This window comes from Flavobacterium anhuiense, assembly GCF_050990855.1.
Taxonomy (GTDB): Bacteria; Bacteroidota; Bacteroidia; order Flavobacteriales; family Flavobacteriaceae; genus Flavobacterium; species Flavobacterium anhuiense_C.
Genome location: NZ_CP158861.1, coordinates 499,820 through 512,799, shown reverse-complemented (window position 1 = coordinate 512,799; position 12,980 = coordinate 499,820). Strand labels below are relative to the sequence as shown.

The following is a 12,980-nucleotide window of genomic DNA, read 5'->3' as shown; positions in this document are numbered from 1 at the left end:
TAATAATAGAAGGATAAATAATTTTAACATGTTTTCAGATTAAAAGTTAATATCTGATTCAAGTGGAAATTATTTTGTTTCGATATCCACTATTTTTCTACCGTTTTCTCCAAGATAATGAACCACAATATTTTCGTAAATTTTATAGCCATCATCAATATTGGTAAAAATGATTAAACCTTGTTTGGTTTTTGGCAGTAAAATAAAAATAGTCTGAACGCCTTGATCTGCACCGCCGTGCGAAAGAGCATAATTTTCATTTCCTAAGTCATAAATTTCAAAACCTAAACCAAAATATTTGTTCTTTTTGGTTTGAACTTGACGCGAAATCATATCCTCAAAAACCTTTTTGCTTAATCCTTCGCCGTTCATAATGCTCGATAAAAATCTGCCGTAATCTTCAATCGTAGTCAATAAATCGTCTGCTGCGTTTACAGTTTTATTTTTAGTCGGTTCGTAGGCGTTTCCATCTTTGTCGTAATTAGTCGCATATCTCGAAAGATCAACTTTATCATTCCAGATTAATTGAGAATCGGTCATTTTCAAAGGTTCAAAAACCAATTCTGAAGCCAATTGATCCAATGTTTTATGGAATTTTTTCTCCAAAGCTTTTCGTAGATATTCAAATCCTTCTCCAGAATATTGATACTGTGTTCCAGGTTTGAATTTAAAATCCAACTTTTTAGATTCGTTGAGAGACCTCCAGTTTGGAAAACCAGTTTGATGACTCAGAATAATTCTAGTGGTCAATAATTTATGATTCGGATCTTTTGCAATATCTGGATCTATCCAATATTTATCTAAAGGTTCGTCCAAATTCCATTTTCCTTGAGAAACCAATTTCAAAGCAACAATAGCAGTTACAGGTTTTGTTAGTGAAGCAACATTCCAAATCGTATTATAAGGAGCAGAAACCTCTCGTTTTAACTTGCCAAAAGTTTTGATTTGTTTTAGTTTTCCATCTGTAATAATACCCAATCCTAAAGCAGGAATATTATTTTGTTTTAGCCATTTTTCAGTTTCTTGATCATTGTCAAAAAGGTTCTCGATTCCAGCCGTAGAACTAGTCATTTGATGATTATAGCTTAGCGATCTTGCTAATTTCCAATCTTTATTTTTTAAAAGCCAAAGATGTGTGAATTTGGCAAAACTTCCAGCCTGTTCACCATTTCCAGCAGCCCTTTCGTAAAAACGATGTGTTCCCATTTGAATCGCTCCGTACAGAATTCCATTTTTGTATAAAGGATAAATTTCCGTGCTTCCGTCAATTAATTCTCGGCGATAATTGTATTTTCTAGTCGGAGAACAAATACCGCTTTTAAAAGTTTTTAGAAATCTCGCTTTATCCCAAATGCTGTCTTTGTCGTGATAAAACTCAAAATCTTCCGTATATAAATTCTCGAATTGTTTTATGTCGCAAGTATTAAATCCGATATTAAAAAGTAGGCTGTCTTTAGACATTATGGTTTTGTATAATGCAGAACTTTTTTCTTCTTGCGAAAAACCAGTTTGCATTTGAAAAAATAAAATTCCAATTAAAGTAACTTTAAATTGAAACGAAAGGCGATTAATGATTTTCATTTTGATGATTGATTGATGATTATTGATTTGCAATAGTCGTTCAATCCTCCGCATCAAAATTGTACAAAAGCGAAAATTTTATCTTTTTTGCGAAAGAAAATACAAATCAGGATTGAACGTTTTTGGAGTTGTTTTAGTTACGTCTTTAAACTTTCTTATAAAATGCGATTGATCAAAATATTTATTGTAAAGAGCAATTTCGGTGAGACTTAGCTTTTGTAGATCAGCGTTTAACATTTGATCAACAGATTTTCTGAATTTCAAAATCTGGATATATTTTTTAATAGTAAGCCCAGTAGCTGCTTTAAACTTCATTTGAAGCAAACGCTGAGAAGAATTTAATAATTTACCAATTTCTGAAACCGAAATTTCATCTTCACGAAGTCTTATTATTTCGCAGATTTTTTCAATTGTATTTTGATTTTTATTAGAATCAATTAAAGTTTCAAAGTAGGTATTAATTGTATTTAATAAAGTTTCAATATCAGATTGAATATCAATTTTTAAAGGTAATTCTGATGCATCAATTTTAATAATCGAATCTGCAAAATTGCTCAAATCGTATGTTGGAAACAGAGAAAGTGTCCAAGCATGAAGTTGGATTATCGTGACTTTTGTTTTCGGCTGAATATTCACCAAAACTTTGTTCGTCATTTGAGAGCAGAAATAGATTCCACCATTCATCTCATATTTGTTCTTATTGGTATGAACTTCGATAGAATTTCCGTCTACAAACGCAAGATTAAAACAGCCATTTGGCAAAACCAATTTATTTTCAATCAAGCTTTCGCCGATGCTGTTATCGAGACACCAAATTTTATTGACAAACCGCTCCGTTTTCTTGCTGACGTAATGTTCTGAATATAATTGCATTTTTGTAAGAGACTTTTAATATTGATTTGCCAATTTGATTTCAAATTTAAGTTAAAAAGACGAGGTAGTAAAAATGAAGGAGAATGAAAAAGAGGTTTCATTTTATAATTTGAAACAATTTATAAGAATATAAGTATTTAGTATTCTGTCGACTAGGTTTAAATTTGACTGAGATTTTATGTCTAATACCTCTTTAAAACTAATGTTATGAAAAAAATCATTCCTTGTTTGTTTTCAATGTTTCTTTTTATCACCGCTTGTAAGAAAGAAACCACGGTAAATAATGAAAGTACTTCTACAGCTTCTTCAAGTACAGAAGGCTACGAATTTGTTGGTGGCTATCCAACAGAAGCAACGATACAAAAAGCATATGATGACGCCGATCTTAATCGTGCTATACAAACCTATAAATTTTTCTACCCAACCGTTTCCGGTGCGGCAATCGGTTTAGGAAATCTAGATATAGGTGTAAAAGCCAATTCGGTTTTTGGAACATTAGATACAAAACCGGGACAGGTTGGTTACACATTAAATTCAGATACGCCTTATGCTCCAGTAGTAATCGATTTGTCAAAAGGGCCAATGGTAGTAGAAGTTCCAGCTGGAGCGCTTATTGTTGTAGCGATGGATGTTAATCAGCGCTGGGTTGCCGATATGGGAATACCAGGTCCGGATGAGGGAAAAGGTGGTAAGCATCTTATTTTACCATTTGGGTATAAAGGAGCGGTGCCAAGTTCAGGTTATTATGTATGGCATTCGTCATCAGATAACTTAACTGTTGGTGTACGTTCTCTTCCTATTGGTGGAGATGTAAAAGCAGCTTTAGATCGTTTAACAACAGTAAAAGTTTATCCGTTTAATAAAACTCCAGATTGGAAAGATCCAACATGGCTTGAACTTAGCAATAAACCGCAAAATACAACGCCATTGGAATATGAAACCAAGTTTAAATATTGGGAAGTTCTAAAACAAGTAATAGATCGTGAACCTTCTTATGACGGATATCGTGATTATTATGGGGAATTGGCTGTTTTAGGAATTGCAAAAGGAAAACCATTTAATCCTGATGCGCGTATGAAAGGCATATTGGAAAAAGCAGCAAAAATTGCCAATGCACAAATGCGAGTACAATCGTTTGCAGACCGTCGCGCAGATCGTATTGTTTGGAAAGATCGTCAATGGGAATGGGTAGGTTTACGCCCTGAAAATGGCGATTTCGATACCGAAAATTATGTTGATATTGATGCTCGAGAAACTTGGTTTTATCAAGCAATTGGTGCTTCTCCGGCAATGTTTAGACGAAAAGAAGGCTCAGGATCTTTATATTGGTTAGGATTAAAAGACAATACAGGTAAATATGTTGACGGCTCTAAAACTTATAAGTTAACAATTCCAACTCCTGCGCCAGCAAAACTTTTCTGGTCGGTTACAGTTTATGATGCCGAAACTAGAAGCCAAGTTGTTACAGATCAAAATAAGGCGGCACTTCGTTCTATGTTTGAGTTAAAAGATAAAATAGGAGGTAAAAGTGTAGACCTGTATTTTGGACCAAAAGCTCCTGAAGGAAAAGAGGGGCAATGGATAAAAACAATTCCGAATAAAGGATGGTTTGTTTATGTTCGTATATATGGACCAGAAAAAGCTGCTTTTGACGGAAGCTGGAAACCTGGAGATTTTGAAGAAGTAAAATAATTTCTTAAGTATGAAAAGGATAATTATTCCGATGATAATGTTTTTCTTTCTAGCGGCTTGCAAAAAAGAAAATACAGCAGAAAATGGTACAGCGCAAAACAATGGCTCTTCTGAGAAAACTGAATTCCGTGCTGAAAATATTAAAGAGAAAATTCAGTACAATCGTGCTGTAGAAGCAGCGATTTGGGGAATGCCAGCAGTTAATTTTCAGCTCATGTACAAAGAGATGGAAAAGATTAATGGCTCATACAATCAAGTTTTATTATGGCCAGAATTGTTAAACTGGAAAAATCAGACGCTTACACCAAATCCAGATGTGATTTATTTGATGCCTTTTTTCAATACAGAAAAAGGACCTGTTGTTTTAGAAATTCCTCCTGCAGATAATGGCACTTTTAACGGAAGTGTAATGAATTGCTGGCAAGCGGCAATTGAAGATGTTGGTCCAGGTGGAATGGATAAAGGAAAAGGAGGAAAGTATATTATTCTGCCTCCAGGTTATGATAAAAGCAAAATTCCTTCTGGTTATTTTGTTATGCAGTCAGATACCTATCGCGGCTATGCACTTTTACGTTCGGTTCTTAAAAGCGGAAGTCCAGAAGATGTAAAAGCTGCTGTCGATTATGGAAAAAGAGTAAAATTATATCCATATTCTCAAGCTTCGAATACTCCTCAAACTAAATTTGTAGATGCCAGTAAAGCAGAATTCAACTCAGCTATTCAATATAATGACAGTTTTTATCAGGCACTTAACGATATTGTGCAGCAAGAACCATTCTTAGAACGTGACAGAGCTATGATTGATGCTTTAAAGACAATCGGAATTGAGCGTGGAAAAGCATTTTCTCCAGACGCAAAAACCAAAGAGATATTTAATACAGCCGCTAAAGACGCAAGAGAGTATTTATTGTCTATTTACGAAAACACGAAACCATTTTACGAAGGAACAAATTGGTTTTTTCCTGCAAGTGACGAGTATAAATTGAGTGTAATGAAGTCTTATGTAACCCCAGGAATTTATCCGATTGATAATAGAGGAGTTTGTTATATGATGGCATTTTTTAGCGCCAAACATATTGGAGAATCACAATATTATCTTTTGGCTTTAAAAGATAAGGAAGGCAATTTCTTAAAAGGAGATTTGTCGTACAAAGTGATTGTTCCTGCAAATGTTCCTGTAAAACAATATTGGTCAATTACAGTGTACAATAGAGAAACTCATACTTTTATAAGAGATACGAAATGGTCAGGACGTTCTTCGCAGACACCTGGACTTAAAAAGAATACAGACGGAACAGTAACCTTGTATTTCGGACCTAAACCACCGCCTGAAGGAGAAAGCAATTGGATTCCAACAGATCCAAAAGGCGATTTCGAATTGCTGGCTAGATTTTACGGACCGACAAAAACTTTGTACGATCAGTCTTGGAAATTAAATGATGTAGAAAAGGTTAATTAATTCAGAAAGCAACCCAATTTTTAATTGGGTTGCTTTTTTATTTTAGATAAATGCTGGAAAGTATTCCTTTTTAGTATTTTTCCATTCCTCAGAAATAATACTAAAGTAAACATCAGTTTTACTTTTTCCTTCAGAGTCAATATAATTATTTCTGAAAAAGCCTTCTTTTATGGCTCCCAATTTTTTAATCGCTTTTTGCGATCTTGTATTTTCAAAATCAGCACTGAATTGTATTCTTCTAAATTGAATTTTTTCGAAACCAAAATGCAACAATTCAAATTTACAAGCTTGATTTAGTCCTGTTCCCTGAAATGCTTTTCCATACCAAGTCCAGCCAATTTCACATTTTTGGCTCGCGTGATTTAGATAGCCATAACGAGTGCTTCCAGCAACTTTGTTTGTTGCTTTGTCAATTATTAAGAACGGATAACAAATTCCGTCAGCCTTTTGTTTTAATGTACTTGAAATATAGTTTTCGAAATCTTGATCGTTTCGAATATACATTCCCATATATTTCCAAATTTCGTCATCAAAAACAATTTCTTTAAGTTCTTTATTTCTTTCACTTTCAAAAGGAATCAAAAGCACTTTCTCGTTTTCCAAAATAATTTCAGATTGTAAAATTTCGCTATTCATAAATTTTCTATTTATCTATTGAAGTAAATCTAAAGTAAAACTAATTGTTTAATTTTTATTAATAAATCAAATAAAATAACATTTTGTTATATTTTTAAAATAATGAAAAACCCACTAATTCGTTCGAATCACTATTTGCAAACAATTTGTTCATTTATTTTACAGCTCATGTACAATTATTAGTTATTTTTACGACCCAATATTAGATTTTCCCTCGATGCAAACTTCATTAAAAATTGCCGTTGTTGGTTCTGGACTTGTAGGATCGTTGCTGGCAATTTATCTTAAAAAAGCTGGTCATACTGTTCATGTCTATGATCGTAGTCCCGATATCCGAAAAATAAATTTTTCTGGACGTTCTATTAATTTAGCGATGTCCAACCGTGGTTGGAAAGCCTTAGATGCAGTTGGTGTTGGCGATGCAGTTCGAGAAATCGCAATTCCGATGGATAAACGCGCCATTCATTTGGTAGATAAATTAAACTTTCAGAACTACGGTCAAGAAGGCGAATCTATTTATTCAATTTCAAGAGGAAAACTAAACAGAAAAATGATCGATCTGGCAGAAGAAGCTGGAGCCGAGTTTCATTTTGAGCAAAAAGTTTGGGACGTTACTTTAAATGATGCAACACTTCATATAGGCGAAAGTGAAAGAGGCGAGTGGGAAGAAAGAAAATTCGATATGGTTTTTGGTGCCGATGGAGCTTTTTCTAGAATACGCCACAGAATGCAGCGCCAGAGCATGTTCAATTATTCTCAAGAATTCCTGAATATGGGATATAAAGAATTGAATATTCCAGCAAATCCAGACGGAACACATAAATTAGATAAAAATTCATTTCATATTTGGCCAAGAGGCGAGTATATGTTAATTGCGCTTCCAAATCTCGACGGAAGTTTTACTTGTACTTTATTCATGCCTTTTGAAGGAGAAAATTCTTTTGAATCTTTAATTGACCGTAAAATGGTTGAAGATTTCTTCGAAAAAAACTTCCCAGATTCTATTGAAGTAATTCCAGAATTGGCAAATGATTTCTTTAAAAATCCAACAAGTACACTTGTTACCATGAAGTGTTTTCCTTGGACTTACGAAAACAAAATCGCTTTAATTGGAGACGCTTGTCATGCCATAGTTCCGTTTTACGGACAAGGTATGAATGCGGGCTTTGAAGATATCACTGTTTTAAGTGAAATGATTGAAAAGTACCAAGACGATTGGAAGAAGATATTTGCAGAATATCAGATTGCTAGAAAGCCAAATGCAGATGCAATTGCAGAGCTTTCTTATCGAAATTTCTTAGAAATGAGTACCAAAACAGCAGATGAAAAATTCTTGTTGCAAAAGAAAATAGAAAAAGTCTTTTCAGACAAACATCCAGACAAGTGGATTCCGCTTTACAGCCGAGTTACTTTCAGCGATCGCCCATATGCCGAAGCCTTGGCAATTGGCGATTATCAAAACGGAATTATGGAAGAAGTCCTTCGTATGGAAAATATCGAAAACATTTGGGATGGTCCAGAAGTCGAGAATAAAATTCTAGCTTTGTTAGAACAGGCATAATTTTTTCACCATATAAAGTTAGGTAAGTAAATATAAACTTTACCGATATAGAAAACCCGACAAGTTCTTAAAGAACTGTCGGGTTTATTTATGTTTATTAAGTCAGATTAACTGAACTTATATGCCTTATATGGTTTAAAAATAGTAGTTTATTTTTTTAGAAATTTTGACAAGACACCAAAAACGCCTCGTATAAAGGTAGCGCTTGTTACCACTTTCAAAACAGATTTTGTAACAACTTCTGTAGTGCTTGGTTCTGTTTTAGATGATTTGGCGGGAGCTTGTTCTTCTTGTTGAGCAGCAACTTCTGCAGCGTCTGATAATTTTTTATTCAAAATTTCGAAAGCACTTTCGCGATCAATTTCTTCAGCGTATTTCTTAACGAGTTTCGATTTACCATTTATTTCGTCAATTTCTTCAACAGACAAAACATCCATTCGACTCATTGGCGCACGCATCATCGTAGCAACAAGAGGAGTTGGAATACCTTTTTCATTAAGAGCAGTAACCAAAGCTTCTCCAATTCCTAAACTTGTCAATAATTCATCAGTCTTATAATAAGGAGAAGTAGGATAGTTGTCTGCCGTCTTTTTAATGGCTTGGCGATCATTTGCTGTAAAAGCTCGCAACGCATGCTGAATCTTTAGTCCCAATTGAGCTAAAACGCCACTTGGTACATCCATCGGGTTTTGAGTGACAAAATAAAGTCCGATACCTTTAGAACGAATTAATTTTACAATTGTTTCTATTTGTTCCAGAAGTGCTTTGCTAGCTTCATTAAAAATTAAATGCGCTTCATCAATGAAGATTACCAGTTCAGGTTGCCCAGCATCTCCTTTTTCAGGCATTTTTTGATAAATTTCAGCCAAAAGACTTAACATGAAAGTTGAGAATAATTTTGGTTTATCTTGAATGTCCGTCAAGCGGATGATATTAACGTAACCTTTTCCGTTTTCATCAATTCGCATTAAATCATCCGTTTCAAAAGACAACTCACCAAAAAACAAGTCACCGCCTTGTTGTTCCAATTCTATGATTTTTCTAAGAATTGTGCCTGTTGTAGCAGTTGATATTTTTCCATAGCTCGCTGCAATTTCATCTTTGCCTTCCTCCGTAATATAATTGATTACTTTTTTAATGTCTTTTAAATCCAACAAAGGCATTTTATTGTCATCACAATATTTAAAGATAACCACGACAACTCCTGCCTGTGTATCATTCAAATCTAAAATTCGAGAAAATAAAACAGGTCCAAACTCAGAAACAGTAGCACGCAGGCGGACTCCATTCTGTTTGGATAAAGACATTAATTCAACAGGAAATGCAGCTACATTATAAGGTATGTTTATTTTAGCATGACGTTCTGTAATAAAACCTTCCTCTTTTCCTTCTTTAGCAATACCGCTAAAGTCTCCTTTAATATCCATCATTAAAACAGGAATGCCCGCATTTGAAAGTTGCTCTGAAAAAACTTGAATTGTTTTGGTTTTTCCTGTTCCAGTAGCGCCTGCAATTAATCCGTGTCGATTTAAAGTTTTTAGTGGAATTTTGACATGCGCCTCTGCAATTGGCTCACCGTCAAGTATCGCGCCTCCAAGGATGATGCTGTCTCCCTTTGTAGAATACCCCGTATTTATATCTGCAATAAAATTATCTTTTTTATTCATGTTTTTATTTGTAATTTAGATTGTTATATGAGTATTGCTTTGTTTTTGGGCACTTTTTATGTGGTTTTTTTTAGTAAGAAAAAGCTTTTTTTGATTGAAAATTTAATAAAAAAAAAATTCTCAGCTTTTTAAGAAGATATCAAAGGAATCTTTGAATATTTACTAAAACGTTGTAATTTTTCTAATTATCGTCCTTTTTTTTGTTTTATTTAAAAAATGATGTCGGCAATTTAATGAGATATTTTTTAAATTGAAGTTAAATTTCGGTCAATTAAATTAAAAAAAGTTTTTTTATTTAAACTAAACGTATAAATTTGCTCCTCTACAAGTTAAATATAACTAAAAAATAAAAATTATTTAAAACTATTAAAATTAAAAAAAATGGCAAACGTTAAAGTTAAAAAAGAAAGCACTTCAAATGGGGGAGGAATGATCACTGGAATCATTATTGTTGCGTGTATCTTAGTAGGGGTGTTTATTTGGAAAGTAATCATGGGGGACTCTGCGAACTTCGAAGGAGGTAATCCAGAAACTGGACATCCAATCAATACATTAGGACAAGTTTATAAAGGAGGTTTCATTGTACCTGTATTATTAGGTATGTTTTTAATGGTTGTTGTTTTTTCTATTGAAAGATTTATTGTTATTGGTAAAGCTGCTGGAAAAACTAACCTTGACAAATTCATGAAAAGCGTTCAAGGAAGTATTAAAGAAGGAAACATCGAAGCTGCTATCGCTTCTTGCGACAAACAACAAGGTTCAGTTGCAAACGCAATTAAATCTGCTTTGGTAAAATACCAAGACGTTAAAAAAGAAGGATTCAATAGTGAAGAAGCTTCAGAAGTAATCCACAAAGAAATCGAAGAGGCAACTTCATTAGAAATGCCAATGTTAGAGAAAAACATGACTATTATCTCTACTTTAGTATCTTTAGGTACATTAGGAGGATTATTAGGAACTGTATCTGGTATGATTAAAGCGTTTGGTGCGTTAGCTTCTGCTGGTACTCCTGACCAAGCTGCTCTTGCAACAGGTATCTCTGAGGCACTTATCAACACTGCAACTGGTATCTCTACTTCTATCTTAGCAATTATTTCTTACAACTTCTTTACTGCTAAAATTGACGATTTAACTTACTCTATCGATGAGGCTGGTACTACAATCGTGAATACTTACAGAAAATTCAGAGGAAGTTTAAGACAATAATTAATTTTTGATTTTATATCAAAAAAATAAAAATAAAAGATAATGGCTAAAATAAAAATGAAAAAAAAGTCTACATCGACAGATATGACTGCGATGTGTGATGTAGCGTTCCTTTTGCTAACGTTCTTTATTTTGACCGCTACTGCTAAAGTGCCTGAGGCATTGCCTGTAGATATGCCTGCTTCTGTTGCGATAAGTAAACTGCCAGATACTGATTTGGCTATTATTACAGTAGGAAAAGGAAAAGTATTTTTTGACATCAAAGGAAGAGAAGTTCGTAAAAGAACTCTTGAAGGAATGGGTGCAAAATATGGTATTGAATTTTCAGAAGAAGATAAAACCAAATTTGCTCTTATGGATGATTTTGGTGTGCCAATTACAGGTTTGAAGCAAATCATTGATATGAAAGCGGCGGACAGAACCAAAGCAAACCAACCTGGAATTCCTTTGGATTCATTAGATAATCAATTAAAAGAATGGCTTTTGATTTCTAGAAGAGCTACAATTGATTTGGATGACAAAGAATTGCAGATTGCGATTAAAGGAGATGCTAAAGAAGAATATCCAAAAATTAGAAAAATTATGGATATTTTGCAAGATCAGAAAATCAATTCCTTTAACTTAGTTACAGGTAAAAGAGGAAGAGACTTTTAATTAAAAAATATACACTAAGATGGCTGAATTAAATACCGGCGACGGCGGTGGTGGTAAAGGTGGTAAAGTAAGAAGTAAAAAGCAGAATTCGAAAGTCGATTTAACAGCGATGGTGGATTTGGCATTCTTATTGATCACATTCTTTATGTTAACTACTTCGTTGTCAAAACCTCAATCGATGGATTTATCATTGCCAAATAAAGATGATGATCCTAATAAGAAAACTGAGGATACCAAAGTAGACGAAAATCGTACGATGACAGTAATGTTAGGTGCCGATAATAAGATGGTTTACTATATGGGGTTATTGGCAACACCAAAAGTGGGACCAAAAGATATTGCATATGGTAAAGATGGTATCCGTAGAGAATTGTTAAAACAAAAGAAAAATGTTTTAGCTTATTCTGCAGCTTTAGGAAAACCTAAAAACGGAATCATTGTGATCATTAAACCAACAAAAAAATCAAATTACCGTAATTTGGTTGATATCTTGGACGAAATGGCTATCACTGGAGTTGAGACGTATGCAATTGTTCCTGAATTTACACCGGAAGAAACAAAAGTGATAGATAAAAAATAAGAGCAATCTTAGATTTTATCGACTTAAAAATCAAGAAGTATGAAATTAGATATTATAAAAAATCAGTGGCTTGATATCGTATTCGAAGGACGTAATAAGATATATGGAGCATACGAGCTGAGAAAATCAAACGGAAAAACAACTGTGAAAGCACTTGTTATTGGTTCTCTTATCTTTAGTGCTGCTATTGCTGCTCCTCTTATCGCGAGTTTGTTACCAGACTCTACAGAAGAAGAAGAGGTTAAAGAGGTTAAGATGGCTGCGGTAAAATTACCTCCTAAAAAAGAGGAAATTAAGCCTAACATGCCACCACCACCGCCACCACCACCAAAAGTGGATCAGGTTAAATTCGTTAAACCGGTGGTTGCAAAAGCGGAAGAAGTAACTGAAGACCCACCAAAGATTGTTGAATTAAAAGACAAAAAAGTTGGTGCTGAAACTATCAAAGGAGATCCAGATGCAGTTTTAACTGTTGATGAACCAGTTGGTAAAGGACCAGTAGCAGAGGTGGTACAAGAAGATAACACTGTATATAATACAGCTGGTATCGAAGTAAAGCCAGATTTCCCAGGAGGTATTGAGAAATTCTACAAATTCGTAGGAAACAACTACAAGACTCCAGAAGAAGAAGGTTTAAAAGGTAAAGTTTACGTTACGTTTGTAGTTGAAAAAGACGGGTCATTAACAGATATTAAAGTTTTAAGAGATATCGGTTATGGTACAGGAGCAGAAGCAATTCGTGTTCTTAAAAAATGTCCAAAATGGACTCCCGGCGAGCAAAATGGTAAAAAAGTTAGGGTATTATACTCTCTTCCTATTACTATTCAATCTGCAGAATAATGTTAAAAGATATGCTTAATAATATTCAGAAGAAATCGCTCAAAGAGCGATTTCTTCTTGTTTTAGGAATACTGTTTTTTTTAATATATCTTGTACTCGGTTTAATGATTATGTTTTGGGAAAAACTCCCGCTTAATATGGAACCGAAATACAGATATGCCTTAGGTGGATTACTGATCGTATATTCTGCAATAAGATTTTTAAGATTAATTAATTCAAAAGAAGAATAAT

12 protein-coding genes are annotated in these 12,980 nt (G+C 34.0%); 8 read left to right on the top strand and 4 right to left on the bottom strand.

The window, feature by feature from the left end; all coding sequences use genetic code 11:
* Nucleotides 1-69: 69 nt before the first annotated feature.
* Together ABTV69_RS02490 and ABTV69_RS02485 are read right to left on the bottom strand one after the other, a co-directional pair.
* Nucleotides 70-1,581, bottom strand: coding sequence for a serine hydrolase (locus ABTV69_RS02490; protein ID WP_433833941.1), 1,512 nt, complete (start codon nucleotides 1,579-1,581; stop codon nucleotides 70-72).
* A 78-nt stretch (nucleotides 1,582-1,659) separates the two neighbouring features.
* Nucleotides 1,660-2,454, bottom strand: a complete 795-nt coding sequence (locus tag ABTV69_RS02485) for a helix-turn-helix domain-containing protein (RefSeq protein ID WP_433833939.1) — start codon at nucleotides 2,452-2,454, stop codon at nucleotides 1,660-1,662.
* Between the two features lie 207 nt (nucleotides 2,455-2,661).
* On the opposite strand from ABTV69_RS02485, the gene ABTV69_RS02480 reads away from it, so the two are divergent.
* Together ABTV69_RS02480 and ABTV69_RS02475 are read left to right on the top strand one after the other, a co-directional pair.
* Nucleotides 2,662-4,146, top strand: coding sequence for a DUF1254 domain-containing protein (locus tag ABTV69_RS02480; protein WP_433833937.1), 1,485 nt, complete (start codon nucleotides 2,662-2,664; stop codon nucleotides 4,144-4,146).
* A gap of 10 nt (nucleotides 4,147-4,156) precedes the next feature.
* A complete protein-coding gene (locus ABTV69_RS02475; protein WP_433833935.1) occupies nucleotides 4,157-5,605 on the top strand; it encodes a DUF1214 domain-containing protein in 1,449 nt (482 codons plus the stop codon).
* Nucleotides 5,606-5,647: 42 nt separating this feature from the next.
* On the opposite strand, the gene ABTV69_RS02470 is transcribed toward ABTV69_RS02475, so the two are convergent.
* Complete coding sequence (locus tag ABTV69_RS02470) at nucleotides 5,648-6,241, bottom strand: GNAT family N-acetyltransferase (RefSeq protein ID WP_433833933.1); 594 nt, start codon at nucleotides 6,239-6,241, stop codon at nucleotides 5,648-5,650.
* Nucleotides 6,242-6,458: 217 nt separating this feature from the next.
* Between ABTV69_RS02470 and ABTV69_RS02465 the strand changes: the two genes are divergently transcribed.
* Complete coding sequence (locus ABTV69_RS02465; protein WP_433833931.1) at nucleotides 6,459-7,802, top strand: FAD-dependent oxidoreductase; 1,344 nt, start codon at nucleotides 6,459-6,461, stop codon at nucleotides 7,800-7,802.
* A 149-nt stretch (nucleotides 7,803-7,951) separates the two neighbouring features.
* Here ABTV69_RS02465 and ABTV69_RS02460 read toward each other — a convergent pair whose 3' ends face one another.
* The gene (locus ABTV69_RS02460) at nucleotides 7,952-9,469 is read right to left on the bottom strand and encodes a helicase HerA-like domain-containing protein (protein WP_433833929.1); all 1,518 of its coding nucleotides are present in this window, start codon (nucleotides 9,467-9,469) and stop codon (nucleotides 7,952-7,954) included.
* A 381-nt stretch (nucleotides 9,470-9,850) separates the two neighbouring features.
* Here ABTV69_RS02460 and ABTV69_RS02455 point away from each other — a divergent pair, with 381 nt between their 5' ends.
* Genes ABTV69_RS02455 through ABTV69_RS02435 form a run of 5 tightly spaced genes read left to right on the top strand, consistent with a single transcriptional unit; the run spans nucleotide 9,851 to nucleotide 12,979 of the window.
* The gene (locus ABTV69_RS02455) at nucleotides 9,851-10,675 is read left to right on the top strand and encodes a MotA/TolQ/ExbB proton channel family protein (RefSeq protein WP_198855496.1); all 825 of its coding nucleotides are present in this window, start codon (nucleotides 9,851-9,853) and stop codon (nucleotides 10,673-10,675) included.
* 42 nt (nucleotides 10,676-10,717) lie between these two features.
* Nucleotides 10,718-11,329, top strand: a complete 612-nt coding sequence (locus ABTV69_RS02450; protein ID WP_201999704.1) for an ExbD/TolR family protein — start codon at nucleotides 10,718-10,720, stop codon at nucleotides 11,327-11,329.
* Between the two features lie 19 nt (nucleotides 11,330-11,348).
* Complete coding sequence (locus ABTV69_RS02445) at nucleotides 11,349-11,909, top strand: ExbD/TolR family protein (protein WP_433833926.1); 561 nt, start codon at nucleotides 11,349-11,351, stop codon at nucleotides 11,907-11,909.
* 39 nt (nucleotides 11,910-11,948) lie between these two features.
* Nucleotides 11,949-12,749, top strand: a complete 801-nt coding sequence (locus ABTV69_RS02440; protein WP_250835047.1) for an energy transducer TonB — start codon at nucleotides 11,949-11,951, stop codon at nucleotides 12,747-12,749.
* The gene (locus tag ABTV69_RS02435; protein ID WP_433833924.1) at nucleotides 12,749-12,979 is read left to right on the top strand and encodes a hypothetical protein; all 231 of its coding nucleotides are present in this window, start codon (nucleotides 12,749-12,751) and stop codon (nucleotides 12,977-12,979) included. Before ABTV69_RS02440 ends, ABTV69_RS02435 begins: the two co-directional genes overlap by 1 nt.
* Nucleotide 12,980 lies beyond the last annotated feature (1 nt).

Bases quoted from the DNA above. Each gene is read 5' to 3' on its own strand.
- ABTV69_RS02450 (WP_201999704.1), top strand. From the start codon at position 10,718: ATGGCTAAAATAAAAATGAAAAAAAAGTCTACATCGACAGATATGACT.
- ABTV69_RS02440 (WP_250835047.1), top strand. From the start codon at position 11,949: ATGAAATTAGATATTATAAAAAATCAGTGGCTTGATATCGTATTCGAA.
- ABTV69_RS02435 (WP_433833924.1), top strand. From the start codon at position 12,749: ATGTTAAAAGATATGCTTAATAATATTCAGAAGAAATCGCTCAAAGAG.
- ABTV69_RS02485 (WP_433833939.1), bottom strand. From the start codon at position 2,454: ATGCAATTATATTCAGAACATTACGTCAGCAAGAAAACGGAGCGGTTT.
- ABTV69_RS02475 (WP_433833935.1), top strand. From the start codon at position 4,157: ATGAAAAGGATAATTATTCCGATGATAATGTTTTTCTTTCTAGCGGCT.
- ABTV69_RS02445 (WP_433833926.1), top strand. From the start codon at position 11,349: ATGGCTGAATTAAATACCGGCGACGGCGGTGGTGGTAAAGGTGGTAAA.
- ABTV69_RS02460 (WP_433833929.1), bottom strand. From the start codon at position 9,469: ATGAATAAAAAAGATAATTTTATTGCAGATATAAATACGGGGTATTCT.
- ABTV69_RS02480 (WP_433833937.1), top strand. From the start codon at position 2,662: ATGAAAAAAATCATTCCTTGTTTGTTTTCAATGTTTCTTTTTATCACC.
- ABTV69_RS02490 (WP_433833941.1), bottom strand. From the start codon at position 1,581: ATGAAAATCATTAATCGCCTTTCGTTTCAATTTAAAGTTACTTTAATT.
- ABTV69_RS02470 (WP_433833933.1), bottom strand. From the start codon at position 6,241: ATGAATAGCGAAATTTTACAATCTGAAATTATTTTGGAAAACGAGAAA.
- ABTV69_RS02455 (WP_198855496.1), top strand. From the start codon at position 9,851: ATGGCAAACGTTAAAGTTAAAAAAGAAAGCACTTCAAATGGGGGAGGA.
- ABTV69_RS02465 (WP_433833931.1), top strand. From the start codon at position 6,459: ATGCAAACTTCATTAAAAATTGCCGTTGTTGGTTCTGGACTTGTAGGA.